Source organism: Streptomyces davaonensis JCM 4913 (genome assembly GCF_000349325.1).
Classification (GTDB): domain Bacteria; phylum Actinomycetota; class Actinomycetes; order Streptomycetales; family Streptomycetaceae; genus Streptomyces; species Streptomyces davaonensis.
In genome coordinates this window covers 4,932,851-4,958,869 of record NC_020504.1, presented here as the reverse complement: position 1 = coordinate 4,958,869, position 26,019 = coordinate 4,932,851, and the positions used below count along the sequence as shown (strand labels likewise).

The following is a 26,019-nucleotide window of genomic DNA, read 5'->3' as shown; positions in this document are numbered from 1 at the left end:
GTCACCTCGTGGGGAACAACTCGCCGTCCGTACGGCGGGACAGGAGCGACCGGTACCAGGTGGCACCGACGGCGAAGTCACGGGCGAAGTCGTCCCTGGGCGCCATGTCGAGCAACTGCCACAGACGGGAGCTGTCGTACCAGTGGTCCACCGCCAGCAACGACAGACGCCGCCGGACCAGGCGGTCCCGGTCGGCGCCGGTCAGGGCGGCCGCCCGGTCGAAGGACACCTCGCCCTCGGGCAGGGGGATCCGCAGCTCCCGGCAGACCGTACCGATCAGGTCCCGCACCAGGACCGGCTCCGGCCGGGCCGCGTGCAGGACCGCACCACGCGGCAGTTCGGGCCGAAGGGCCAGGGCGGCCACGGCCCGGGCCAGATCGTGCACACCGATGACGGACGTGCGGGCACGTCCGCCGTCGATCCAACGGGGGAAGGCGGTGAGGAAGTCCACCAGAGCCGGGACCACCCAGACGTCCCCGGGGCCGTGGACCAGATGCGGGCGCAGGACCAGGCCGCCGGCCGCGAGCACGCGCTCCTCCCCGGCCAGCCTGCTGACGCTCGTCGGCGAGGACGGGCCGAGCTCCGGCTCGCCCTCCCTGGCGCCGGTGTGCGGCTCGTCCCGGTACACGGCCGTCGTGCCCAACTGGACGATCCGCTCGACACCCGCGCGGTCGGCCTCCTCCAACAGGGCTTTGGTTCCCGTGTCGTTGACGGCCGTGCAGTCCGCCGGACTGCCGCCGATCAGCGAGGCCAGATGGAGCACGGTGTCCACGCCGTCGCAGACCCCGCGCAGCGAGCGCGGGTCGCGGAGCGAGCCGTGGCGCACCTCTACCCGGCCCGTGTCGTCGGGCGCGGGCCGGCGGTTGTGGACCAGGAGGCGGACATGGGCGGGGTCGGCGGTGTTGGTCAGCAGGTCGGTGACGTGGGAGCCCACGAAGCCGGTCCCACCGGTGATGAGTATCCGTCGCGTCGGTGCCATAGGGAATTCATTCCGATCTCGTCTCGGGAATAGGCGGAACGGAGGGGGGAGAAAGCGGCGAACAAGACAGGGTGGGGGGAGGCGACGCTCTTTTAAAGGGCTGGACAGGAATTCGAGCCAGAATCGAGTACGGCACGAATCAGGGACTTAAAAAACGGGTAATGTGAGGCCATGCGGTACGCCGGACTTCTTCAGGGAAAGCATGCGTTCATCACGGGTGCCAGCAGCGGAATCGGGGCCGCGGCGGCCCGGGTCTTTTGCCGGGAGGGGGCCGCGGTGACGCTGGCGGCCCGCCGCGAGGAACGGCTCGCGGCACTGGTCGGGGAACTGCGCGAGCAGGGCTGCGAGGCGCAGTACGTGGTGGTCGACGTAGCCAAGAACGAGCAGGTCGCGGAGGGGGTGGCCCAGGCTGTGGAGAAGTTCGGGAGTCTCGACGTGGCGTTCAACAACGCCGGCGTCGCGGCCGAGGGCACGCCCATGCACAGGATGAGCGATGAGGTCTACGACACCGTCATGGACACCAATGTCCGCGGAATGTGGAACTGTCTTCGCCATGAAGTCGCGGCCATGCTGGAGCGGGGTGGCTCCATTGTGAACACGAGCAGTACGGCGGGGCTTGTGGCGACTCCGGTGGCCGCGCCCTATATTGCCGCCAAGCATGCCGTCATCGGATTGACGAAGGCGGTCGCCGCGGAATATGCGGCGAGCGGAATTCGGGTCAATGTGATTGTTCCCGGGGCGACCCACAGCGAAATGACGGACGCGTGGATGGCGCAGGTCCCCGGTGTCGCGGAGGAATTGGTGCGGGCGGCGCTGCTGCCGCGGATCGCGGTGCCGGAGGAGATCGCCGAGGCGGCGGCCTGGCTGAGCAGCGACCGGGCCTCGTTCGTGGTCGGCGCGACGGTGCCGGTGGACGGCGGGTGGACGGTGCGGTGAACGACGGTTGCGGGATCCGTCGGTGCGGGTCATGGGACGAGCTCCTGAGCTGAGGCAGAACGCGGTGCGTGCGCCGGACTGGCGGGACCGATGCGGTCGAGCGATTGAGGGATCGAGCGGAAAGGGCGGTACGGGCGGATGGGCGAGTGCCGACGAGGTCACGCCGAGGAGGACCCGGCGCGGAACCACACATGCCGGGGCACGGATGTGCGGATCGGACGGCGTGAGCACCTGGGTGCCGGCAGCGGACGGCGGCATGGACGGTGCCCGCAAGGTGGTCGTACGGCCGGTGGGAATCCGGCGGAGTGCGGGCGAGGAGGCCGATGGTGCGCGTACTGAGAACCGACGGCCGGACAGCGCCCCCAGGGGCGCGGGGCTGTATCGATTTGCGGCTTCGCCGCGGGGCGCGACCAGCCACGACGGCGCAGCAGAAGCCCAACAACCTTCCGCGGCTAGGCCGTCGCGCCACTCCCACGGAACAGAACCTCGAAGACCTGCTCCCCACCCTGGTGCCCGGTGACGGACAGCACGTATCCGCCGCCAACCTCATCCTTGAGATCGGTCCGGACCGTGCAGGGAGAGTCGAACTCGACGTACCGGGAGCAGGAGACGACACACGACGAAGGCCGGAACCGCCGCGCCCCGAAGACCACGTGCGCGGCCTGCTGCGCGGCGTCGAGGAGAACCATCGCCGGCATATGGTCGTTCGGGTGGTCGAACATCAGCGAGTTCGACACATCGGCCCGCAGCAGCCACTGTCCGGGGACGTCCCCGGGGGCCAGCGTCACATCGCAGGCGTGGGTCCGGCCGACGGAGTGCGGCGGCACGGGCGAGGGCAGCGGTGCGGTGAGCGCCGCGGGCCACGCGGTGTCGGTGCGGCCGCGGCGCAGCCGGCGGTAGACCTCGGAGGTCATGACCGAGCACTCGCCGCCGCCGGTGCCGATGATCTCGCCGTCCACCCGGAGGACGACCCTGGCCTCCAGGGACGACGGAACACCGCGGCGGTGCTTGAGACCGTGGACGGAGACGTCCAGGTCGAGCCGGGCGGGCGCGTCGGGCGCGAGCAGCCGGGCCGGGTCGACGCGGTGATGGGCCGTCGAGACCAGGAACTGGTGCCCGAGCGGGACGCCCAGTCCGTCGTGGGCGACCAGGATCACGGCCTGGCGGATGGACTCGATGACCAGTGAGGGCAGGAAGTTGCCCTCCGCGTCGGTGAAACGGCGGTGGTCGGCGGGCCATTGCGTGGAGACCGTGTAATGACGTTCGTCGAGCTTGGTGATGCCGGTCGGCAGTACGTCCGCCCGGTGCGTGCGGTGTACGAGCCTGGTGTCGATCGTCGCCGCGGGCGGCAGGATGTGCGGCCTGACCGGCGCGACCGGCCGGACCGGAAACACCGTCTTCCTTATTCCCCCGTGGCGGCGTCGGCCCCTGTGAATACCAATGTTGGTGGTCATTGCTCTTCCTTCTTGAACGAGAAGGTGCATGACGGGTGACTGGTTCCAACCCCGCCGGTAAGATACAAGCATGCGGGTATGTTTTTCAATGAGAGCGGGTGGTTCCGCATACGAGCCCGCTCGTGTTCCTCATCAACAACGACGAAGGAAGGGGGCCCAGTGGCACAGCAGGATCGAGCCATCAGGACACGTCAGGCGATTCTGGAGGCGGCCGGCGAGGTCTTCGCGGAGTGCGGCTACGCCGCCACGAGGATCTCGGACGTCTACCAGCGGTGCGGTGTGACCAAGGGCGCCTTCTACTTCCACTTCACCTCCAAGGCGGAGCTGGCGCAGGCGGTGCTGGACGAGCAGGTGGCGGATCAGATCCGGTACTTCGCCCCGCCGCAGGAGCAGGGCGCGCCGAAGCTCCAGGAGTGGGTGGATGTGACGCTGCTCGTCGCGCACCGGCTCACCTTCGACCGGATGCTCCAGGGCAGCATCCGGCTCGCGGTGGACCAGGGGCACGACGTCATCGACCGCAAGGTGCCGTACCAGGCGTGGATCGAGGTGAGCACCCGACTGCTGGGGGAGGCCCAGGAGTTGGGGGAGCTGGTTCCCGGCATCGATGTCGCGACCGTGTCCGAGGCGGCGGTGGGTGCCTTCACCGGGGTGCAGCTGCTGTCGGAGATCATGACGAACCGGGCGGACGTGGAGGAGCGGATCGCCGTTCTCTACGACCTGATGGCCCGGTCGCTGGCCCGGCCCGAGGTGTACGCCCGGCTCGACATCACCGCGGAGCGCGGCAAGGCCCTGTCGCGCGGGGCGGCGCTTCACAGCTCAGTCTGAGGCGGTTTCTGGGCGGCCCGGAAGCGGGCGCCCGAAGGGAGCGGCACGTGCAGATCCAGCAGCTACGAGCGTTTCGTGAGGTGGCGGCCGAGTCGAGCGTGACCCGGGCGGCGCGGAACCTCAACTACGCGCAGTCCACGGTGACGGCGCAGATCCAGAACCTGGAGGAGTCGGTGGGGGCGGTGCTGTTCGACCGCAGCCACCGCCGGCTGACGCTGACCGAGGCGGGGCTGCGGCTGCTGCCGTACGCCGAGATCATCATCGAGGCGGCGGAGGCGGGGCGCAGGGCGGTCGCCGCCGAGCCCGTGCCCGTGTGCGCGGTCGGGCACCGGCGCCCCCGGACCCGGCGCCCCGGGGTGCGCGAACCTGTCAGGAGCGGTGCGCGGCACGGCGGTTGAGGCCCTCGGCCGTGTTCGGAACTGATCATTCATGGGGTTTCCGCTGAGTGAGGAGTGGCTGGAAGAAATCGTTGAGCAGCTTTTTTCTTGAGCTGTGTCGGTCGCAACGCCCCCGGAATACGAAATTCCGGGGGCGTTGCCCGTTCGCGCGTGTTTCGGCAAAGGGCGGTGCGCGGTGCGGCAACCACAGGGGCGGAGGCGTTCGTAGAGTCGACGTATCGCGGTGAGTCCGGGGCCGTGCAGGCGGCCCGGATGCCGCTCGCCCCCCGAGTCGCGGCCCTCCCGTCGACCGGCGCCCTCCTCGTACATCCCCCGGCGAGGAGCGCCCCGGCGTCGGGAGGGCCGCTCCGTGCCCCAGGGCCCGTGTCCGCGGCGCCGTCGTGCCCGGACCCCGCGGCCAACCCCTTCGCACACACGCACCCGACACCTTCCCCGGACAAGAGTGAGGCTCAGCTCGACATGAATGCTGATCAGCGCATGACGGACGTGGATTCCTGGCGCCGGCTCCCCGCCGCCCAGCAGCCCGACTGGCCCGACCCGGACGCCCTCAAGGGCGTGCTCGAGGAGCTGGCGTCCTATCCGCCGCTCGTGTTCGCCGGGGAGTGCGACCAGCTGCGCGAGCGCATCGCCCGGGTGGCCAAGGGCGAGGCCTTCCTGCTCCAGGGCGGCGACTGCGCCGAGACCTTCGACGCGATCACCGCCGATCAGGTGCGGGACAAGGTCAAGACGCTGCTCCAGATGGCCGCCGTGCTGACCTACGCCACCTCCGTCCCGGTCGTGAAGATCGGCAGGATCGCCGGCCAGTACTCCAAGCCGCGCTCCCGCCCCATCGAGGTCCGCGGCGACCTCACGCTCCCCGTCTACCGCGGCGATGCCGTCAACGGCCAGGAGTTCACCGCCGAGGCCCGCCGCCCGGACCCGGAACGCCTGAAACGGATGTACCACGCCTCCGCCTCCACCCTGAACCTCATCCGGGCCTTCGTGACCGGCGGTTACGGCGATCTGCGGCAGGTCCACGAGTGGAACCGGGACTTCGTCAACAACTCCCCCATCGGCGCCCGTTACGAGGCCCTCGCCCGGGACATCGACCGCGCCCTGACCTTCCTCGCCGCCTGCGGCGCGGACCCCGGCGAGTTCCACCTCGCCGAGTTCTGGTCCAGCCACGAGGCGCTGCTGCTCGACTACGAGGCCGCCCTCACCCGCACCGACTCCCGCACCGGCCACTCCTACGACGTCTCCGGGCACATGGTGTGGATCGGTGAGCGCACCCGCCAACTGGACCACGCCCACGTGGAGTTCGCGGCCTCGGTGCGCAACCCCGTTGCCGTGAAGCTCGGTCCGTCCAGCACGCGCGACGACGTGCTCGGGCTCATCGACCGGCTCGACCCCGAACGGGAGCCGGGCCGCCTGTCGTTCATCACGCGCATGGGCCGGGACAAGGTGCGCGACGTGCTGCCCTCGCTCATCGAGATCGCCGCCGAGGCCGAGGCCCCGATCGCCTGGATCTGCGACCCGATGCACGGCAACACCTTCGAGGCCGCCACCGGCCACAAGACCCGGCACTTCGACGACGTACTGGACGAGGTGGCCGGCTTCTTCGAGGCGCACCGCGGGCTCGGCAGCCACCCCGGCGGCATCCACATCGAGCTCACCGGCGACGACGTCACCGAGTGCGTGGGCGGCGGGCACCCGATCGGTCTCACGGACCTGCACCGGCGCTACCAGACCGCCTGCGACCCCAGGCTCAACCGCTACCAGGCGCTCGATCTCGCCTTCCAGGTCGCGGAGTTGTACGCCGACCGCACGGCGCCCGCCATCCCCCGCCCGCGTATCGCACAGGCGGCCTGAGCAGCGCTTCTGTTACCGACTCCGGCAGTGAGGCCGGGCTGACGGCAGCCCGGCCTCTTCGGCGTGTGCCCCGCGTCATCCATCGAAACTCTCGATCGAAGTAGAAAACCCGCATGCGGGTATGTTTCCCTGGTGGTGCCTCATCGAGAGCTCCGACATCGGAAACAGGGGGTACGCGATGCAACGTGTCAGTGAGGTGAAGCCCCGTCAGGTGCGCAGGTGCACCGCGGATCCGCCACCCGCGGAACGCGGTGGCCTCCAGATCGTCAAGAGCCACCAGGAGATCCTCGAAGGGACCACGGCCCGGCACCGGTTCGGCGAGGTCACCGTCTCGCTCGTGCAGGGCGGCCCCCGGGAGCTGGTCCGCCCGGCCCGGCTGATCGGCGACGACCGGCAGGCCCGGCTGCGGATGTGCCGCCCGCTCCAGGGCGAGGTCTGGGTCTTCCAGGACGGCCGGCACGGCGTCGTACGGCCGCCGCAGCTGATCTCCTTCGACACCGGCCGCCCGTTCAAGGTGATCATGCCGGAGCAGTTCCGGATGGTCGACGTCATGGTGACGCACTCCCTGGTCGGGCTCACCGCCGCCGACACCCAGCGGCTCACCGCCCGCGCCTGGAGCGGCGACCAGGGTGCCGCCGCCCTGCTGAGCAGCCTGCTCGAAGGGCTCGACCGGCACGGCGAGGAGGTGGAGACGGCCGTCGACCTGCTCGGCGGCAGCGTCGCCGGACTCACCGCGGTCCTGTTCGCCGAGCGGATGCGCGAGGTCGCCCCGGACAGCGAGATCGCCCGCCAGGCACTGATGCTCCGGATCCAGGCCCATGTGCGCGAGCACCTCGCGGAGCCCAGCCTCAGCCCGATCGAGGTGGCCCGCCGCCACAACATCTCGCTGCGCTACCTCCAGAAGATCTTCCAGGAGTACGGCGTCAGCCCGGCCCGCTGGATCCGTGCCGAGCGGCTCGCCCGCTGCCGTACGGAACTGGCCGACCCCTCCCTCGACCACCTGCCCGTCGCGCTGATCGGCGAGCGGGCCGGCCTGTACGGGGCGTCCCACTTCAGCCGCCTCTTCCGCGGCCGTTACGGGGTCACCCCCAGCGAGTTCCGGAAGGAACACCGATGAGCGCGAACACGAGCGCCGCCCCGAAGGCGGCCTACGGAACGGTCGAGCACTTCCTCGGCCTGCTGCTGCCCGGCGGACTGCCGCCGGAGGACTCCTGCCCCGGCCGGCTGGTCTCCGCCCGCACGGTGACCCACCAGAACCCGGCGCCGCGCGCCGGACGGCAGCGGGGCAAGGCCCCCGGCCGGAGGAGGAAGACATGACCGCGACCGCCACCGGCCTGCCCGACCTGCGGATCAAGGTGCTCGGCCCGCTGGAGATCCACGTGGGCGGCGAGCGCCGTACCCTCACCGCCCCGATGGCGCGGCGGGCCATGGCCGTACTGCTGCTGGACGCCAACCATCTGGTGTCCACGCAGGCGCTCATGGAGGAGCTGTGGGACGAGGAGCCGCCGCGGCTCGCCCGCAAGACCGTGCAGACGTACATCTACCAACTGCGCCAGGCGTTCAAGTTCCCCGGTGGCGAGGAGCGGCTGGAGACCGGGCCGGGCGGATACCGCCTGACCGCCCGTCAAGGAGAACTGGATCTGTGGGAGTTCGAGCAGCGGGTCACCCGGGCCCGGACGGCGCTCGCCTCCGGCGCGCCCGAGGACGCCGCCCGGCTGCTGCGCGAGGGGCTCGCGCTGTGGCGCGGGGAGCCGTTCGCCGGTCTTGAGGCCGGTCCGCTGCTCACCGCGCGGATCGCGCAGATCGGCGAGGCCCGGCTCGGCGCGCTGGAGCTGCGGATCGAGGCCGATCTTCAGCTGGGCCGCCACCAGGCGCTGGTGGCGGAGTTGCGCCGGCTCACCGTGGACCATCCGATCGACGAGCGGTTCACCGCCCAGCTGATGATCGCCGCACACCGGTCGGGGCAGCGCAGCACCGCCCTCGACGCCTATCTGCGACTGCGCCGGCGGCTCGTGGACGAGCTCGGCATCGAGCCCTCCGAGCGGCTGCGCGGGCTCCAGCAGGACATCCTGCGCGAGGTCCTGCCCCCGGCGTCCAAGCCCGAGCAGACGGCCGTACGGCGTCCCGCGCCCCCGGCGCCCGCCCCGGCCCGGCGTGCCGCTCCCGCCGTGGACCAACTGCCGCTGGAAACCCCGGACTTCGTGGGGCGCGAGCGGGACCTGGACCGCATCGGCGAGCCCGGCTCCCCCGTCGTCACCCTGCTCGGACCGGCCGGCGTCGGCAAGACCGCGCTCGCCGTACGGGCCGCCCGCGCGATGGCCGGACGGTTCCCCGACGGGCTGCTGTACGCCTCCCTGCACGACGCGTCCGACCGGCCGCGCTCCCCGGAGGCCGTGCTGCGGTCGCTGCTGGACGGGCTCGGCATCGGCCGCCGGCAGCAGCCCGAGGACACCGAGTCGCTCGCCGCGCTGTTCCGGGCCGCCGCCCGGGAGCGCTCGCTGCTCGTGGTGCTCGACGACGCGGCGGGGCGCGACCAGGTGCTCGCGCTGCTGCCCGGCGGCGAGAACTGCCTGACCCTGGTGACCTCCCGGGTCCGGCTGTCCCTGCCCGGCGCCCGGCGCCTGACCCTCGGGCCGCTCGGCGCCGAGGACGCGGCCGCCTTCTTCGTCCGCCTGGTCGGCGAGGAACGGGTCACGGGGCACCGGGCCGCACTGCGGCACGTGGTCGGCAGGCTCGGCGGACATCCGCTGATGCTGCGGGCCGTGGGCGAGCTGTACGCGGCCCGGCCCATGTGGACGCTCAGCGATCTGGCCGCGGGACTGCTCGACGACGACCGGCTGGTCGCCGAGCTCCAGGACGAGGCCTGCGCCGCGCCCGCCCGCGCGGACAGCGCGCTGGACCGGCTCGCGCCGTCGCTGCGGCGGTCGGTGTTCCTGCTCGCCGCTGCGGGCTCCGGGGCCTTCGACACCGAGCAGGTGAAGAAGGTGCTGGAACTCGACACCTGGAGCGCCCAGTCGGTGGTGGGGCGGTTGCTGGACCGGCATGTGCTGGTGCTCGCCGATGCGCCGCCGAGCGGCACCGCCACGTTCCGGGTGCCGGAACTGATCCGGTTCGGTGTCCTCGCGCACGCGGCGGAGGGCGTGCGGGCGGCTCCGACGGCCGAGCCGGCGCCCATCGACCCGATGCCCGCCACGAGTTGCGGACGCCCCGCGCGGACGGCGCTGTCCGTGGTCCGGCAGGGCGGTGCGCGGTGACCGCTTTCCAGCCCTTTGCACCGGCCCGCCGACGGCCCTCACGGACCCCCTGAAAATCCCCTCTGACCAGCACGTTTTCCCACCCTTGGACACGCCTTGGGCGGGTGTTGAACGGGCCATCGGAGCCTGGACAACGGCGACGGAACGAACCATCCAAGGAGACCCCATGACGGACCAGCAGTTCGGCCAGCTCGATGTCCGCTACCTCAACCACTCCGCACTCGCCCTGCCCGGCGGCGGGGAGCTGTACTACGAGGACAGCGGCGAAGGCCCGGCGGTGACCCTGCTCAACAACTTCTACATCGTCAGCCCGATCTGGCGGAACTTCACCACCGAACTGGCCCCCGACTTCCGGCTCGTCCACTACGACCTGCGCAACCAGGGCGCCTCCAACCCGGGCCCCGAGCCGGTCAAGTTCATGGACCACGTCGAGGACGTGCGCCGGCTGCTGGACCACCTCGGCATCGAGAAGACCTACCTGGTCGGCACGTCCATATCCACCCTCATCGCCCGCGAGTTCGCGCTGAAGTACCCCGAGCGCGTGGCCGGCCTGGTCCTGGTGGGCCCGGCGTTCTCGCCCAACGGCACCCTGCGCCGCAAGCTGGTCAGCCGCTCCTGGCTGGCGAGCCTGGAGTCCGGCGGCACCCAGCAGCTGTTCGGCCACCTCTACCCGCTGGTCTTCCCGGACCAGATGATCCACGAGGGCGGCACCGCGGCCTACCTGGCGCTCAAGGACAACTTCCTGTCCCTGCTCTCCGTCGGCTCCATCCGCGAGAACCTCCTCGCCTCCCTGGAGATCGAGGACGACCCCGAGGAGCTCGCCCGCCTCGCCGCCCCGACGCTGATCATCAACGGCGACGGCGACTTCGCCTGGAGCGAGTCCGTCATCGAGGACGCCCTCAACCGCATCCCGGACAGCAAGGCCATCACCCTCCCGCGCGCCGGTCACGTGCCCTTCTTCGACGACCCGCAGGGCTTCCAGACGGCCGTCTCCGAGTTCGTACACGAACTGGAGGCGCGCAGCGCCGCCGACACCGCCACCGCGGTCACCGGCGCCGCGTAGTGCGGACGGGCGGTACGGGGGGCGGCCGGGGCCCGGAGAACCCGGACCCGCCGGCCCCCCTCCGCGCCGCCCGCCCCCGCACCCCGCTTTCGCAACCGCTGCACCACCGCAGCACCTGCTGCACCACCGCAGCACCTCATCGACGCACACGACGTCCCGACGCTGGAGACAAGCACTCATGACAACACGTCTGTTGACCGGGGCCACCGGCTTCGTCGGCGGAGCCGTGGTCCTCGAACTCCTCGACAAGACCGACGACGCCGTCCTCGCACTGGTCCGCGGCAAGGACGACGCCGAGGCGACGCAGCGACTGCACGACACGCTCTCGGCGATGGCGGACGGCTACGGCCGCTCCGACCTGCATCCCGAGATCCTGCGTCGGACCCTGGCCGTGCACGGCGACATGACCGTCGACGGCTGCGGGGTCGACACGACCGCGCTGCCGCCCGTCGACGAGGTCTGGCACTGCGCCGCCTCGCTGCGCTACGAGGAGGAGTACCGCACCGAGATCGAGGCGCAGAACGTCCAGGGCACCGCCAACGTCCTCGCCCTCGCCAAGTCGCTGGGCGCGGGCACCTTCAACTACGTCAGCACCGCCTACGTCGCCGGCTCGCGCACCGACCTCATCGCCGAGGGCCCGGTGACCGACCAGTCCGTGGCCAACAACTGCTACGAGCAGACCAAGATGCGGGCCGAGGCCCTCGTCGAGGAGGCCGCCGCCGACGACCTGCGGATCCGAATCATGCGGCCCACCGTCGTCATCGGCCACAGCGTCACCCGGCACGGGCTCAACTGGTCCGGCCTGTACGGCTTCGCCCGTCAGGTGCTGGTCTTCAAGAAGACCGCCTCGCGCAGGCTCGGCACCTTCCTCTCGCACGCCCGGGTGCGGCTGCTGGCCGACCCCGACACCGTCATCAACCTCGTCCCGGTCGACATCGTCGCCCGCAACGCGGTCGCCATCTCGCTGTCGGACTCCCCGGAGACCTACTTCCACCTCGGCAACTCCGCCGGCCCGACGGTCCGCGCCGTGGTCACCCAGATCTTCGAGCTGATCGGGCTGCGCGAGCCGCTGTGGGTGGACGACCGGGACGGCTTCACCGCGATCGACGAAGCCCTCGACGGCGGCATGAACTTCTACCGCTCCTACCTGCGCTACAACAAGCGCTTCGACCTCACCAACACCGCCGCGGTCTGCGGCGACGACGCCTCCTTCGCCCCCACCGGCGAGGAGGTCATGGCCGAGTACCTCCTCTACTACCTGCGCACCCTGCGCGGCTTCCAGGAGAACACCGGCAACGAGCGGGTCGTGCACCGCGTAGCGGCCTGATCAGTCCGTCGAGACGAAACCCGAGCCTGCGCAACTCCGTAGGCCGTCACTGGAGGAGATATGTACGACAGCACGACGGTCGCGGAGCACCTGCGCGGCCTGCTGGAGAACGCGGTCGGCGCTCCGCTGCCGCTGGACGACCCGGCGGCCCGTGCGGCGTCGCTGTGGAACCTGGGACTCACGTCGGCGGGCTTCATGCGGCTGCTCGCCGACGCCGAGGACGCCTTCGGCATCGAGTGGGACCTGGACGAGCCGACCGACGCGTTCTCGTCCTACGACGCACTGCTCGCCCACGTCACCGCGCACCTGGAGCGCCGTGCGGCCAAGGCGGGGGGTGCGTGATGGCTCGCGTGAACCGCCGGCTCGCGCTGGCCACCGCCCCCGCCGAGGCCGCCCGCCGCCACGGCTCGGTGCCGATCCGCCTCGACAAGGCCCTTGACCTGTTCCCGCAGGCGGGCCGCAGCTTCGACTACGCCACCTTCGCCGAGCTCGTCGAGGAGGCCGCCGCCCGGCTCGCCGGGGCCGGGATCACCGACGGCCAGCGCATCCTCATCGTCAAGCAGTCCAACTTCGACATCCCCCTGCTGGCCTTCGCCTGCGCCCGGATCGGCGCCGTCCCGGTGCTGGTGCACTCGGCCGTCGGCTTCCAGGCGCTCGGCGTCATGACCGGGCGCGCCGCCCCGGCCGCCATCCTCACCGACGCCGTCACCGAATCGGCCGGCGTGCTGGACTCCGTCGACGCGACGCTGCCGCGCTGGTACGTCGGTGAGCGCGGCGAGCACGGTCTGTCCCTGCTGGACGCCCCGCGCGGCCAGTTCCCGCCCGCCGCGGTGCCTCGCGAGGACACCCCGCAGCTGGTCACCCACAGCTCGGGCACGACCGGTGTGCCCAAGCTGGTGCTGCACTCCGTGCACAGCTTCGCCGGGCACGCCCGGCCGCAGATCACCATCGGCAAGGTGCTGCGGGTACGCGACCCGTACCTGATGTGCCTGTCGCCGGTGCACGCCCGCTGCATGTCCGGGATGCTCGCGATCCTGGCGCTCGGCCTGCCGCTGGGCTTCCTCACCGACACCGCCCCGGAGAACGCGGCCGAGCTGCTCGCCGCGGTCAAGCCGGGCGTGGTGGAGACCGTCCCGAACGCCTTCATCCGCTGGGAGGAGGTCGCCGAGCGGCAGCCCGAACTGTTCGCGCAGACCCGGCTGTTCGTCAGCTCCTTCGACGCCGCCCACCCGCGCACCATCCGTACCCTGCTCGCCGCCGCCAAGCCCGGCGCCCGCTACATGCAGGCGTACGGCCAGACCGAGACCGGACCCGTCACCGTCAAGTCGCACAAGCTCAAGAGCCGCTGCGAGCACGGCCGTTGCGTGGGCCGGGGAGTCCTCGGCCACACCAAGATCCGGGTCCTCGACGACGAGGGCGACAAGGCCCCCAGGGGCGTCCCCGGCCAGATCTTCGCCCGGTCCTCCGGAGTCACCCCCAGCTACCTCGGCTCCCCCGACCAGCGGGTCGACGGCTGGTGGGCGATGGGCGACTACGGCCTGGTCAGCGCCCGCGGCTGTCTGCACCTGTTCGACCGGATCGTGGACCGGGGCAGCGGCGTGGAGAGCCTGCTGGCGGCCGAGGACGACATCCTCGAAGCGCTGCCGCAGCTCACCGAGGCCGTGATCATCCCGATGTCCGACGGCGGCCCCGCCATCCCGCTGGTGGTCACCCGCGGCGACACCCCGCTGGACCTCGCCGCCTGGCGCGCCGCGGTCGCCGGGCTGCCCGAGCTGGCCGCACCGGTGCAGTGCCGCTGGGACGACATCCCGCACACCGCGACCTGGAAGGTCAAGCGCCTCGAGGTGGCCCGCCGGCTCGCCGCGGGCGATCTGCCGGTACTGGCCACGGCCGGGGAGGAACGATGACAACTGCCGCTCCGCGCCGGACCACCACGGCGTCGGAACTCTGGACGAACTGGCTTCCCGCGGTGGAACGGCTGGTCCCGGTGCCCGTGGAATACCGGGTCGCCACGCTCGCCCACCAGGAGGCCGCCCGCGAACTCGCCATCGACGAGGCCGTCCTGGAGAACCTGGTCGGCGCCGGCTTCCCCGCCGAGGACACCCCCGACGGGCTGCGCTACGACTACCACGACGTGATGAACCTCGGGCTCCAGTCCGGCCTCGGCCGCTCCCTGGCCGAGCTGGGCGAACGCCAGTGCATGCGGCTGGCCGCCGGACAGCCCGAGGCGTGGACGACCGAGCGGGTCACCCGGCTCCGGCTCACCGCCACCTGCGACGCCGCCGGCTGCACCAGCTGCGTCACCATCCCGGTTCCGGCCGAGCCCGCCCCCAAGCTCTACGAGGGCCGGCTGACCGAGTGGGCGCGGGAGGAGACCGGCTCGATGGTCGCCACCGTCACCACCCGCGGCCACCGGGACGCGCCCCGCACCGACACCGTCCGCCGCATCCACGACGACCTCCTCGACCGGCTGGTCTCCGGCGAGTACCAGTACGGCTGGGTGCCCGAGGGCCTGCGGTCCCGTCCCGCGGCCGCCATCGAACACCGCACCGTGGACTGCATCGTGGCCGCCTGGCAGATGCAGCAGTGGGCCGAGGAGGCGGGCGTACGCGCCCGTACCCGCCGCGGCTTCCTGCTCGGTCTGATCGGGGTCGAGCACGCCTGGACCGAGGTGTTCGAGGAGGGCCGCTGGCTGCTCCTGGACCCGGTACTGGCGTACCTCGGCTCCCGCCACCGGGCCACCCACCCGGAGTTCGCCGACTTCACCCGAGGTTCGGTGCACAACCGGCTCCTTGCCTGGGACCGGTCCGTCGACGAGTCGCTGGCCGACCACGACTGCGTGGCCGGCGGACACGTCCGCGTCGACTGCCGTCAGATCCCCGTCCCCCGTACCCCCGCCTGAGCGTACGGGCGGACACATCCCCCCATCGGGGCGTCGCCCCGCCCCTTCTTTTCTGGAGGAATACCCATGTTCAACAAGCTGGCCGCCTTGGCGACCGGCCGCCGGAAGCTGGTTCTCTGGCTGGGACTGCTCTTCTGTGTCGTGGCCGGAGGACTGGGCGGTGCGGTCAACAGCAAGCTGTCCTCCGGTGGTTACGAGGTGCCCGACGCACCGTCGACGCAGGCGAACGCGATCCTCAGCGACAAGTTCGGCACCGGTGAGCCCAACCTCGTGCTGCTGGTGAAGACGCCGAAGGGAGTCGACGACCCGGACACCGCCGCCAAGGGCGCGGAGCTGACCGAGAAGCTCGGCGCCGAGGACGGCGTCCAGGAGGCCGCCTCGTACTGGACCCTGGACAAGGCGCCCAGCCTGAAGGCCGAGAAGTCCGACTCCGCCCTCGTCCTCGCGCACCTCGAGGGCAACGAGGACGAGGTCGACGACTACCTCGCCAAGCTCCGCCCGCACTACGAGGAGGGCTTCGAGGGCCTCCAGATCCAGTTCGGCGGCCGCGCCGAGGCCTACGCGGAGATGAACGAGCAGACCCAGGAGGACCTGGCGCTCGCCGAGACCCTGGTGCTGCCGCTCACCCTGATCCTGCTCGTCTTCATCTTCCGCGGGGTCATCGCGGCCCTGCTGCCGCTGGCCGTCGGCATCGTCGCCATCATCGGCGCGCTCGGTGTGCTGCGGGTGCTGGTGGAGCTGACCGACGTGTCGGTCTTCGCGATGAACCTCACCACCGGACTCGGACTCGGCCTCGGCATCGACTACAGCCTCTTCGTGGTCAGCAGGTACCGCGAGGAACTGGGCAAGGGCGCCGCGGTCAACGACGCCATCGCCACCAGCCTGCGCACCGCCGGCCGCACCGTCCTCTACTCGGCGATCACCGTGGCGCTCTCACTCTCCGCGCTGCTGCTGTTCCCGATGTACTTCCTGCGCTCCTTCGCCTACGCCGGTATCGCGGTCGTCGCCTTCGCGGTGGTCGCCGCCCTGGTGCTGCTGCCCGCGCTGCTCGCGGTCATCGGCACCCGGATCAACAAGTGGTCCTGGAACCGCAAGAAGCCGGCGGCGGCAGTCGAGAACGGCTTCTGGCACAAGCTCGCCACCCTGGTGATGCGCCGGCCGCTGCCGCTGGCCACCGGTGTCATCGTGATCCTGCTCTTCCTCGGCTCGCCGTTCCTCGGCATCAAGCTCAACCTCGCCGACGAGCGCACGCTGCCCTCGGACGCCGAGGCGCACCAGGTGGGCACGGTCCTCATCGAGGACTACTCGGCCCGCGAGATGGAACCGCTCATGGTCGTCGCCGAGAACGCCGGTTCCGGGGCCGACCGCGAGTCCAGGGTCGCGGCCTACGCCGAGACCCTGTCCGAGCTCGACAACGTCGCCCGGGTGGACGCCCTGACCGGCTCCTACACGGACGGCAAGCAGATCGCCCCGGCCGGCGCGATCAACGAGCGCTACGAGAAGGGCGAGGGCACCTGGCTCTCGGTGATCCCGGAGGTCGGCTCCTACACGGACGAGGGCCAGGACCTGGTCGTCGACGTACGGGACGCGAAGGCGCCGTTCGAGGACGTGAAGGTCGCGGGCACCGCCGCCTCCTTCAAGGACACGATGACCTCGCTGACCGACCGGATGCCGTGGGCGCTGCTGCTGATCGCCGTCTCCACGTTCGTGCTGCTGTTCCTGATGACGGGCAGCGTGTTGATGCCGGTGAAGGCGTTCGTGCTGAACCTGCTGAGCCTCACCGCCACCTTCGGTGCCATGGTCTGGGTCTTCCAGGACGGCAACCTGATGTGGCTGACCGGGGACTTCACCGTCACCGGCGGCATCGTCGCGACGACCCCGATCATGATGTTCTGCGTGGCCTTCGGGCTCTCCATGGACTACGAGGTGTTCCTGCTCTCGCGGATCAAGGAGGAGTACGACCGCAACGGCGACAACACGCGGGCCGTGGCCCTGGGCCTCCAGCGCACGGGCGGTCTCGTGACCGCGGCCGCCGCGCTGATCGCCCTGGTCTTCGCCTCCTTCCTGGTCTCCGGCATCACCTACATGAAGCTGCTGGGCCTCGGCCTGGCACTGGCGGTCCTGATGGACGCAACCCTCGTGCGGGGCGTCCTGGTCCCGGCCTTCATGCGGATGGCCGGCCGCTACAACTGGTGGGCTCCCCGCCCGCTGACCCGGGTCTATGAGCGGTTCGGGTTGAGCGAGGGCGAGGACGAGCCCGTGGCCGCCGACAACAAGACCGTGCACACCGGGCGTGAGCCCGCGGACGTCGGTCGCTGAGCACCACCCCAACTCCGGCGGGGCCCACGGCCACCCGGGCCCCGCCGGGCCTCCACCCGCCTCATCACCTCTAGGGGAACTCCCATGTCCGACCAGCTCACCCCGGGCCACGCGCTCCTGCTGGAGTTCGTCGACCTGCCCGAACTGCTCGACGGCATCGGCCGTGACGACGATCTGACGACGGCCGGGCTGAACTCCGGCGACCTGATCCGGCTCGCGCTCGCCATCGAGGAGCAGACCGGCAATCCGCTCGACGACGACGAGTTGACCGCGCTGCACACCGTCGCCGGCATCGACCAGGTGCTGACCGCGCGCTCCGCAGACGTGAGCGAGGCCGCCTGATGTGGATGGCCCACTTCGTCCGGCGGCACGCCGGACAGCGCCCCGACGCACTCGCCCTCGCCGACGAGCGGCTCTCGCTCACCTGGCGTGAACTGGACGAACGTACCGACGCGTTGGCCGCCGCGCTGATCGACCGCGGGATCGGCCCCGGTGAGCGCCTCGTCGTCAGCTCGCCCAACCGGGTCGAGGTGCTGGAGCTGTACATCGCGGCCGGCAAGGCCGGAGCGATCGTCTGCCCCGTCAACCACTCCTTCCCGGCCCCCGAGGTCGAGCACGTCGTCTCCAACTCCGCGCCGCGCGGCGTGATCGCCGAGCAGGGCGTACTGGACCGGCTCGGGGACGCCTTCGGCGACGGCTGGCGGATCGCCCTGGACAGCCCCGCCTACGCGGAGATGCTCGCCACCGAGCGCCGGGCGCTGCCGCTGCCGCAGATGGACGACCTGTTCGCGATCCTGCACACCTCGGCCACCACCGGCCGGGCCAAGGGCGTCGCCGTCACCCACCGTTCGGTGTCCGCCTGTTACACCGCGCTGGCCGCCGAGGCCCGGTTCACCGCTGACGACGTGATGCTCAACCCGTGCCCGCTGTTCCACGGCTCGATGGTGATCGGCCTGGCCCTGCTCGCCGCCGGCGGAACCCTCGTCCTCCAGCGGGAGTTCGCCCCGCAGCGCTTCCTCGCGGAGGCCGAGCAGCGCGGCGCGACCCGCGCCTTCGTGGTGCCGTCCATGGTCCGCTTCGCGCTGCGCACCAAGGCGTTCGACGCCACCGACCTGTCCACCCTTGTCGACGTCATGTTCGGCGGCGCCCCCATGCCGGAGGAGCTGCTGCGCGAGTCCCTTGAGCGCTTCCCCTGCCCGTTCCGCGGGATCTACGGCATCACCGAGGGCGGCGGCCCCATCGCCACCGTGCTCTTCGGCGGGGCCGAGGACCACGGCGCCGACGCCGCGGCCCGGGAGCTCCGGCTGCGCTCGGCCGGGCGGATGCTGCCCGGCTGCCACATCGAGGTCCAGGACAAGGAGGGCGGCGCGCTGCCCCCCGGCGAGATCGGCGAGGTCTGCGTCCGCGGCGACGGTCTGATGCGCGGCTACTGGCGCAACCCCACCGCCACCGAGTCCACCCTGCGCGACGGCTGGCTGCGCACCGGTGACCTCGGCTACTCCGACGCCGACGGCTACCTCTACCTCGTCGACCGCATCAACGACGTGCTCATCCGCGGCGGCCAGAACGTCTACCCGGCCGAGATCGAGCGGGTCCTCGGTGCCCAGCGCGGTGTCGCCGACGCGGCCGTCGTGGGCGCGCCCTCGGAGGAGTGGGGCGAGGTCCCCGTCGCCTTCGTGGTCGCCGAGGGCGAGGAGGTGTCCGCCGCAGGTCTGTTGAAGGCCTGCGTCGGCGAACTGGCCAGCTACAAGCGGCCGGTGCGCATCGAGTTCGTGTCCGAGATCCCGCGCAGCGCGGCCGGCAAGATCCTGCGCCGCAAGCTGCGGGAGCGGTTCGCCGACGGGATGCCGGGCGCCGCCCCGGTGCCGCCCGGCGAGCGGGGGGAGTGAGTGCCGTGCGAGTCGCCTGCATAGGCGCGGGGCCCGGCGGTCTGATGCTGGCCCTGCTGCTGCGCCGCCTCGGCGGCCACGAGGTCGATGTCTTCGAACGCAGCCCGGCCGGTGCCACGTACGGCTTCGGAGTCGTCTTCTCCCGCTTCAGCCTGGCCCGGCTGCGCCGCGCCGCCCCCGATGTGGTCGCCGCCCTGCTGGACCGCGGCGCCCGCTGGGACGACGTGGAGGTGCGCCGCGACGGTGAGCGGATCACCTCCTCCGGCCACGGTTTCGCCGCGGTCGAACGGCGCGCCCTGCTCACCGCGATGACCGAGCTGGCGGAACAGGCCGGTGCCCGGCTGCACTTCGACACCGAGGCCGACGCCGCCGACCTGCTCGGGCGCTACGACGTGGTGGTCGCGGCGGACGGCTCCGGCAGCCGCACCCGGACCGCGTACGCCGGCGAGTTCGGGGCCGAGGTCGCCCCCGGCTCGGGGCGGTACGCCTGGTTCGCGGTGGACCGTGCCTTCGACGCGATGACGTTCCTCTTCGCGGACAGCGAGTACGGCCCGGTCGGCGCCCACGTGTACCCGTACGGGCCGGACCGCTCGACGTTCCTGGTCGAGCTGGGCGAGGAGGCGTGGCAGCGGTCCGGTTTCACGGAGGGCAGCACCAAGCCGCCCGGGTGGAACGACGAGCAGGCCATGGAGTTCTGCGCCGAGGTGTTCGCCGAGCATCTGCGCGGGGCGAAGCTGCTCGGCAACGGCTCGCGCTGGCTGATGTTCCCGAAGATCTCCAGCGCCCGCTGGTCCACCGGCCGCCTGGTGGGGCTCGGCGACGCCGTCCACACCGCGCACTTCTCCGTCGGCTCGGGCACCACCATGGCCCTGGAGGACGCGGTCGAACTGGCCCGGCGGCTCGCCGAGCACGAGGAGGGCGACGACCTCGACGCGACCCTCACCGCGTACGAGGCGAACCGTCGGCCGATCGTGGAGTCCGTGCAGCAGGCCGCCTGGGCGAGCCAGAGGATGTGGTCCCACGCCGAGGAACACCGGTCCCTGGACCCGGCCACGCTTATGCTCCGCCTGCTGACCCGCACCGGCCAGTCCTCCGCGGACGTGCTGCTGCGGCTCGATCCGCAACTCGCGAAGATCGGCGACGGGGTGACGGCGCTGCCGGACGGTCCGGTACCCACGCTGGTCGAGTCCGCCGAGCGCCCCGGCACCGCGGTGCTCCTCGGTCACGACAGCCCGGCGCTGATCACGACGGACGCCGACGCCACGGCCGTACGAGAAGCCGGTGAGCGGCTGCGGGCGCTGCGGTTCGAACGGCCCGACGCCGCCCTCGGGTTGCTGGTCCGGGCCCCGGCGCCCGCGGAGGAGCCGGTGGCCCGCTTGGTCGACTCGGTCGCCGCGCTGGCCGCCGCCGTACCCGTCGATGTCGTCGCCGTCGCTCCGGGCACAGAACTCCCCGCCGCCGACCGCACCGCCCGCTCGGCGCTGGCCGAACGCCTGACGGCAACCGGCACACGCACCGCCTACGTGTGCCGCCCGAACGAACTGAGCCAGGGCTGGACCCACGTCCGCTCAGGCCGCGCCGCCGAGGTCTGGACGACGGAGTCCCCTCTGCCGTAGCTGCGGGCAGTCGTGCCGCAGGGCGGAACGGGTGGGCGCAGCGGCAGTCCGACGCCGGGGCAGCACCCGACCCACGGCCACCCAGGCGCCGGTAAAGCCCCCACGTCACCACCCGCGCCCGACCCCCGCGTCCCCGCCGCGGGCCGAATGCTCCCAGCCCCGGGTCATCACCGGGTTCGAGAAAGGAATTTGGGGGATGCCCCAGCTGGAAACCTCCCGGCCGCGTACCGGTCGGGCAGCCCCGTCCGGGCGGTGGACCACGCCCGTCGGAGTCGAGATCGTCCGCACCACCGAGCTCCTCGGCTCCGCCGCCGCTCTGCGTACCGCCCTGGAGGACACCCTCGACGAGCGCCGCGGCATGCTGCTGTTCCGCGGCCCGGACCGGATCATCGGCTACACCGACCCGCCGGTGGAGATCACCGCGACCGGCCAGGAGATACGGGCCACCGCCCTCAACGCCCGCGGCCGAGTCCTGCTCCCCGCGCTCCTGGCACTGTTCTCCCGCGCGATCGGACCCGGCGGTCGCGCCGAGGCCGACGGTGACACCCTGCGCGTGCGCGGCGGCGTCCCGGACGGCACCTTCGCCGAGGAGGACCGCACCCGTCAGGTCGGCGTCTTCGCCGCGATCAGGTCCGTCGTCGAGGGGCTCGCCCTCCCCGACGACCAACTGCTCGGCCTCTACGGCGCCTTCGGCTACGACCTGATCTTCCAGGTCGACCCGGTGGCGCTCGGCCAGCAGCGGGGCGCCGCGGACCGGGACATGGTGCTGCACCTGCCCGACACCGTCTACGAACTCGACCTCAAGGCCGATGAGGCGATCCGGCACGACTACGAGTTCCGCGTCGGCGCCTCCCGCACCGACGGCCTCGACCGCGCCACCCCGGCCCGCCCCTTCGTGCCCGCCACCGAGGCCCCCGAGCGGGACCACGCGCCCGGCGAGTACGCCCGGGTCGTGGAGCAGGCCCGTCCGCTCTTCCGCTCCGGCGACCTGTTCGAGGTCGTGCCCAGCCAGTCCTTCCACCGCGTCGTCCAGCGCCCGCCGTCCCGGCTCTTCCGCACCCTGCGCGAGCGCAACCCCGCCCCGCACAGCCTGCTGATGAACCTCGCCCAGGACGAGTACCTGGTCGGCGCCTCCCCGGAGATGTTCGTCCGGGTCACCCCGCGCGGCGCGGCCGGCGCCCTGGTGGAGACCTCCCCGATCAGCGGCACCATCGCCCGCGGCCGGGACGCCCTGGAGGACGCCGAGCGGATCCGTACGCTGCTCAACTCCTCCAAGGACGAGCACGAGTTGACCATGTGCACGGACGTCGACCGCAACGACAAGTCCCGGGTCTGCCTGCCCGGCACCGTCCAGGTCACCGCCCGCCGCCGGATCGAGAAGTACTCCACCCTCATCCACACCGTCGACCGCGTCGAGGGCGTACTGCGCCCCGACCGGGACGCCCTGGACGCCTTCCTCGCCCACCTGTGGGCGGTCACCGTCACCGGGGCGCCCAAGCTCTCCGCGATCGAGTTCATCGAGCGGCACGAGCGCTCCCCGCGCCGCTGGTACGGGGGAGCGGTGGGCCGGATCGGCTTCGACGGCGGCCTCGACACCGTCCTGACCCTGCGCACCATCCACCTCCACGACGGCGTGGCCACGGTCCGGGCCGGCGCCACCCTGCTGCACGACTCCTCGCCCGAGGACGAGGAGCTGGAGACCGAGCTGAAGGCGAAGGCCCTGCTCGGCGTCCTGGACGAGCCCGCCGCGGTCGTACGCCCGGCCCGGGTGAGCGTCGACGAGGGGCCCGGTGCCGGACGCCGGATCCTGCTCGTCGACCACCGTGACTCCTTCGTGCACTGCCTCGCCGGGTATCTGCGCGAGACCGGCGCCGAGGTCGGGACGTACCGCAGCGGCGGTCATCTGCCCCTGCTGGCGGAGCAGCGCCCCGACCTGGTGGTGCTCTCGCCGGGCCCCGGCACCCCGTCCGACTTCGGCACCGCCGCCACCCTTGCCGAGGCCGAGCGGCTCGGTATCCCCGTCTTCGGCGTCTGCCTCGGCCTCCAGGGCATCGTCGAGTACCTCGGCGGCACCCTCGGTGTGCTGCCCGAGCCGGTGCACGGCAAGCCCTCCCGGGTCCGGCGCACCGAGGCCGACTCGATGCTGCTGGACGGGCTGCCCAAGAGCTTCACCGTGGGCCGCTACCACTCCCTCTACGCCGACCCGGCCACCCTGCCCGACTCCCTGCGGGTCACGGCGGCCACCGAGGACGGGCGGGTCGCGATGGCGGTCGAGGCGCCCCGGCACCAGTTCGCCGCGGTCCAGTTCCACCCCGAGTCGATCATGACGAACGCCGGGCACACCGGCCGCCAGGTCGTACACAACGCGGTCGCCCACCTGACCCGTACCCCGATCGGAGCCCTGCGGTGAGCGCCGTGCTCCCGGCCCCGGTGTCGGTGTCGGCGAGCGGTGACCCCGAGCCCGTCGACCTGGCCGCGGTGACGGCCCTGTTCGAGCCGCGCGTGATCGCGGCGCAGGCGCACACCGGCGAGCTGGATTTCGCCCAACTGCCCGAGCCCACCCGGCGGTTGCTGCGCGGCTACACCGCCCCGCTGCGCCGCGAGACCTTCACCGCGGGCCGGCTCGCCGCGGCCCGCGCCACCGCCGCACTGACCGGGATGCCCCGGTGGCTGAGCGCGGACGCGCGCGGGGCGCCGAGCTGGCCGTACGGAGTGGCCGGTTCGCTCAGCCACACCAACCGGGTCGCCCTGTGCGTGACCGGGCCCGCCGACGGCGTCGGGCTCGGCATCGACATCGAACCCCTGGAGACGGGCGCGGAGTTGCTCTCCGCCCTGCACTACGTGTGCACCCCCGAGGAGCGCGAGCGGCTGCGCGACGTGCCCGACCCGGCCCGTGCCGTGCTGCGGCTGTTCTGCGTCAAGGAGGCCCTGTACAAGGCGCTGCCGCCGGACACCCAGGACGGCGTCTCCTTCCAGTCCGTCGACCTGGAGTGGGAGGAGCCGCGGGCCGGGCGGGACCCGGGCGAGCCGGTCCTGCTGCGCGTGGCGCGCGGCCCGGCGCCCGGCACCGAGGGCCGCTGTGCCGTGGTCGGCAGCCGCATGATCGCGGCGGTCGCCCTGCGCCGGCCGCCCGATTCCCGTACCCGCCCCGAACGTACCGGCCCCGATCGTGCTCGCCCCGAACCCCGCCTCGATCCCTCTATCCCGCAGGACGGACAGCAGACATGACCACCAGACAGCACACCGTGTGCGTGATCGGCGCGGGACCGCGGGGTCTCTCCGTGATCGAGCGGCTCTGCGCCGCCGCCCGTGCCGCCGCCCCCGACACCGCGATCGGCATCCACGTCGTCGACCCGCACGCGCCCGGCGCCGGCCAGGTCTGGCGCACCAGCCAGTCCGCGCACCTGCTGATGAACACGGTGGCCGGACAGATCTCGGTGTTCACCGACGCCAGCGTCGAGCTGACCGGCCCCCTGGAACCGGGCCCCAGCCTGCACGCCTGGGCCGAGGCCCTGCTCGCCGGGGACATCCCCGGCCACTACCCCGACCAAGTCCTCGACGAGGCCCGCGCGTTGGGCCCCGACACCTACCCCACCCGCGCCTTCTACGGCCACTACTTGCGCTGGGCCTTCGACCGTACGGTCGCGGGCGCCCCGGACTGCGTGACCGTCACCTGGCACCGGTCCCGCGCGGTCGCCCTGGACGACGAGGCCGTGGCCCTCGCCACCGGTCATCCGCCGCGCCAGCGGGTCACGTTGGAGGACGGCGAGGTCCTGGAGCACCTCGACGCGGTCGTCCTGTCCCAGGGCCACCTGCCCGCCCGGCCGACCGCGGTGGAGGAGCAGTTCGCCGCACTGGCCCGCGAGCACGGCCACACCCACCTCCCGCCCGCCAACCCCGCCGACACCGAACTGGAGTGCGTCCAGCCGGGCCAGCCCGTGCTGCTGCGCGGCCTCGGCCTGAACTTCTTCGACTACATGGCCCTGCTCACCACCGGCCGCGGCGGCAGCTTCACCCGCGTCTACGGCCGCCTGGTCTACCTGCCCTCCGGCCGCGAGCCCCGGATGTACGCCGGCTCCCGGCGCGGCGTGCCCTACCAGGCGCGCGGCGAGAACGAGAAAGGCCCGCACGGCCGGCACGAGCCGCTGCTGCTCACCCCGGCTCGGATCGCCCGCCTGCAGGCCGCGCGCGGCACCGACGGCGCCGACTTCCAGCGGGACGTGTGGCCGCTGGTCGCCAAGGAGGTCGAGACCGTCTACTACCGGACGCTGCTGACCGCCCGCGGCCGCGGCGACCGCGCGGAGTCGTTCCAGCGGGCCTTCCTGCGCGCGCTGCCGGGCACGTCCGCGGAGGAGACGGTGCTCGACGCGTACGAGATCGGGGAGAAGGACCGCTGGGACTGGGACCGGCTCTCCCGGCCGTACCAGGACCAGGAGTTCGGCAGCCCGGAGGACTTCACGGCCTGGCTCCTGGACCATCTGCGCGAGGACGTCGCCGAGGCCCGCAGCGGCAATGTGAGCGGTCCGCTCAAGGCGGCCCTCGACGTGCTGCGCGATCTGCGCAACGAGATCCGGCTGGTCGTCGACCACGGCGGGCTGCACGGCGACTCCCACCGCGAGCACCTGGACCGCTGGTACACGCCGCTGAACGCGTTCCTGTCCATCGGGCCGCCCGCGTCCCGCATCGAGGAGGCGGCCGCGCTGATCGAGGCGGGCGTGCTGCACATCATCGGCCCCGACCTGCGCGTCGACGTCGACCGGCAGGGCTTCCACGCCCACTCGCCGCTGGTGCCGGGCTCTCGGATCAGCGCCGAGGTGCTGATCGAGGCGCGGCTGCCCGACATCACGCTCAGCCGCACCGAGGACCCGCTGCTGCGGCGGCTGCTGGACAGCGGCCAGTGCGCCACGCACCGGATCGCCACCCGCAACGGCACCTGGATCTACACCGAGGGCGTCGCGGTCACCCCGCGCCCCTTCCAGCTCCTGGACGCCGCCCGGCGCCCGCACCCGCGCCGGTACGCCTTCGGCGTCCCCACGGAGTCGGTGCACTGGGTGACGGCGGCGGGCATCCGGCCCGGCGTCAACTCGGTCACCCTGACCGACTCCGACGCGATCGCGCAGGCGGCGCTGGGGGCGGTGCTGGAACAGCGGGACAGCCTGGAGCGGACAGCCGCCTGATGTGACGTACGGCCCGCGGTCCGTGCCCTGTG

The 26,019-nt window shown here is 72.1% G+C and carries 21 protein-coding genes; 19 read left to right on the top strand and 2 right to left on the bottom strand.

The genetic code is table 11. The features are described 5' to 3' along the window. Nucleotide 1: 1 nt before the first annotated feature. The gene (locus tag BN159_RS21805; RefSeq protein WP_015659169.1) at nucleotides 2-979 is read right to left on the bottom strand and encodes an NAD-dependent epimerase/dehydratase family protein; all 978 of its coding nucleotides are present in this window, start codon (nucleotides 977-979) and stop codon (nucleotides 2-4) included. A 171-nt stretch (nucleotides 980-1,150) separates the two neighbouring features. Here BN159_RS21805 and BN159_RS21800 point away from each other — a divergent pair, with 171 nt between their 5' ends. Then, entirely contained in the window at nucleotides 1,151-1,915 is a 765-nt protein-coding gene (locus BN159_RS21800; RefSeq protein WP_015659168.1) for an SDR family NAD(P)-dependent oxidoreductase, read from the top strand. 452 nt (nucleotides 1,916-2,367) lie between these two features. Here the strand turns inward: BN159_RS21800 and BN159_RS21795 are convergent, their stop codons facing one another. After that, complete coding sequence (locus BN159_RS21795) at nucleotides 2,368-3,369, bottom strand: ScbA/BarX family gamma-butyrolactone biosynthesis protein (RefSeq protein ID WP_015659167.1); 1,002 nt, start codon at nucleotides 3,367-3,369, stop codon at nucleotides 2,368-2,370. Nucleotides 3,370-3,528: 159 nt separating this feature from the next. On the opposite strand from BN159_RS21795, the gene BN159_RS21790 reads away from it, so the two are divergent. The 18 genes from BN159_RS21790 to BN159_RS21705 all read left to right on the top strand — a co-directional run bounded on the left by BN159_RS21790 (nucleotide 3,529) and on the right by BN159_RS21705 (nucleotide 25,987). Further along, a complete protein-coding gene (locus BN159_RS21790; protein WP_015659166.1) occupies nucleotides 3,529-4,194 on the top strand; it encodes a ScbR family autoregulator-binding transcription factor in 666 nt (221 codons plus the stop codon). A 47-nt stretch (nucleotides 4,195-4,241) separates the two neighbouring features. Continuing rightward, entirely contained in the window at nucleotides 4,242-4,592 is a 351-nt protein-coding gene (locus tag BN159_RS21785) for a LysR family transcriptional regulator (protein ID WP_015659165.1), read from the top strand. A 459-nt stretch (nucleotides 4,593-5,051) separates the two neighbouring features. Next, the gene (locus BN159_RS21780; RefSeq protein ID WP_015659164.1) at nucleotides 5,052-6,440 is read left to right on the top strand and encodes a class II 3-deoxy-7-phosphoheptulonate synthase; all 1,389 of its coding nucleotides are present in this window, start codon (nucleotides 5,052-5,054) and stop codon (nucleotides 6,438-6,440) included. Between the two features lie 178 nt (nucleotides 6,441-6,618). Continuing rightward, the gene (locus tag BN159_RS21775; protein WP_162146275.1) at nucleotides 6,619-7,557 is read left to right on the top strand and encodes a helix-turn-helix domain-containing protein; all 939 of its coding nucleotides are present in this window, start codon (nucleotides 6,619-6,621) and stop codon (nucleotides 7,555-7,557) included. After that, nucleotides 7,554-7,757, top strand: a complete 204-nt coding sequence (locus BN159_RS21770) for a hypothetical protein (protein WP_015659162.1) — start codon at nucleotides 7,554-7,556, stop codon at nucleotides 7,755-7,757. Before BN159_RS21775 ends, BN159_RS21770 begins: the two co-directional genes overlap by 4 nt. Continuing rightward, on the top strand, nucleotides 7,754-9,694 hold the full coding sequence (locus tag BN159_RS21765; protein ID WP_015659161.1) for an AfsR/SARP family transcriptional regulator: 1,941 nt from the start codon (nucleotides 7,754-7,756) through the stop codon (nucleotides 9,692-9,694). The genes BN159_RS21770 and BN159_RS21765 overlap by 4 nt, the downstream gene beginning before the upstream one ends. 166 nt (nucleotides 9,695-9,860) lie before the next feature. Beyond that, nucleotides 9,861-10,757 (top strand): alpha/beta fold hydrolase, encoded by an 897-nt coding sequence (locus BN159_RS21760; RefSeq protein WP_015659160.1) that lies wholly within the window; start codon nucleotides 9,861-9,863, stop codon nucleotides 10,755-10,757. Between the two features lie 178 nt (nucleotides 10,758-10,935). After that, entirely contained in the window at nucleotides 10,936-12,084 is a 1,149-nt protein-coding gene (locus BN159_RS21755) for an SDR family oxidoreductase (RefSeq protein WP_015659159.1), read from the top strand. A gap of 60 nt (nucleotides 12,085-12,144) precedes the next feature. After that, the gene (locus tag BN159_RS21750) at nucleotides 12,145-12,426 is read left to right on the top strand and encodes a phosphopantetheine-binding protein (protein ID WP_015659158.1); all 282 of its coding nucleotides are present in this window, start codon (nucleotides 12,145-12,147) and stop codon (nucleotides 12,424-12,426) included. Next, complete coding sequence (locus BN159_RS21745; protein WP_015659157.1) at nucleotides 12,426-13,991, top strand: class I adenylate-forming enzyme family protein; 1,566 nt, start codon at nucleotides 12,426-12,428, stop codon at nucleotides 13,989-13,991. Before BN159_RS21750 ends, BN159_RS21745 begins: the two co-directional genes overlap by 1 nt. Further along, nucleotides 13,988-14,986, top strand: coding sequence for a transglutaminase domain-containing protein (locus BN159_RS21740; RefSeq protein WP_015659156.1), 999 nt, complete (start codon nucleotides 13,988-13,990; stop codon nucleotides 14,984-14,986). The genes BN159_RS21745 and BN159_RS21740 overlap by 4 nt, the downstream gene beginning before the upstream one ends. Nucleotides 14,987-15,052: 66 nt before the next feature. Further along, nucleotides 15,053-17,305, top strand: coding sequence for an MMPL family transporter (locus tag BN159_RS21735; RefSeq protein ID WP_015659155.1), 2,253 nt, complete (start codon nucleotides 15,053-15,055; stop codon nucleotides 17,303-17,305). 84 nt (nucleotides 17,306-17,389) lie between these two features. Continuing rightward, nucleotides 17,390-17,647, top strand: coding sequence for a phosphopantetheine-binding protein (locus tag BN159_RS21730; protein ID WP_015659154.1), 258 nt, complete (start codon nucleotides 17,390-17,392; stop codon nucleotides 17,645-17,647). Nucleotides 17,648-17,652: 5 nt separating this feature from the next. Then, complete coding sequence (locus tag BN159_RS21725) at nucleotides 17,653-19,194, top strand: class I adenylate-forming enzyme family protein (RefSeq protein ID WP_162146274.1); 1,542 nt, start codon at nucleotides 17,653-17,655, stop codon at nucleotides 19,192-19,194. A gap of 5 nt (nucleotides 19,195-19,199) precedes the next feature. Beyond that, complete coding sequence (locus BN159_RS42915) at nucleotides 19,200-20,810, top strand: FAD-dependent monooxygenase (RefSeq protein WP_015659152.1); 1,611 nt, start codon at nucleotides 19,200-19,202, stop codon at nucleotides 20,808-20,810. A 196-nt stretch (nucleotides 20,811-21,006) separates the two neighbouring features. Then, the gene (locus BN159_RS21715) at nucleotides 21,007-23,220 is read left to right on the top strand and encodes an anthranilate synthase component I (RefSeq protein WP_015659151.1); all 2,214 of its coding nucleotides are present in this window, start codon (nucleotides 21,007-21,009) and stop codon (nucleotides 23,218-23,220) included. Further along, nucleotides 23,217-24,038, top strand: a complete 822-nt coding sequence (locus tag BN159_RS42910) for a 4'-phosphopantetheinyl transferase family protein (RefSeq protein ID WP_015659150.1) — start codon at nucleotides 23,217-23,219, stop codon at nucleotides 24,036-24,038. Before BN159_RS21715 ends, BN159_RS42910 begins: the two co-directional genes overlap by 4 nt. Next, complete coding sequence (locus BN159_RS21705) at nucleotides 24,035-25,987, top strand: FAD/NAD(P)-binding protein (protein WP_015659149.1); 1,953 nt, start codon at nucleotides 24,035-24,037, stop codon at nucleotides 25,985-25,987. The genes BN159_RS42910 and BN159_RS21705 overlap by 4 nt, the downstream gene beginning before the upstream one ends. Nucleotides 25,988-26,019: the final 32 nt, after the last annotated feature.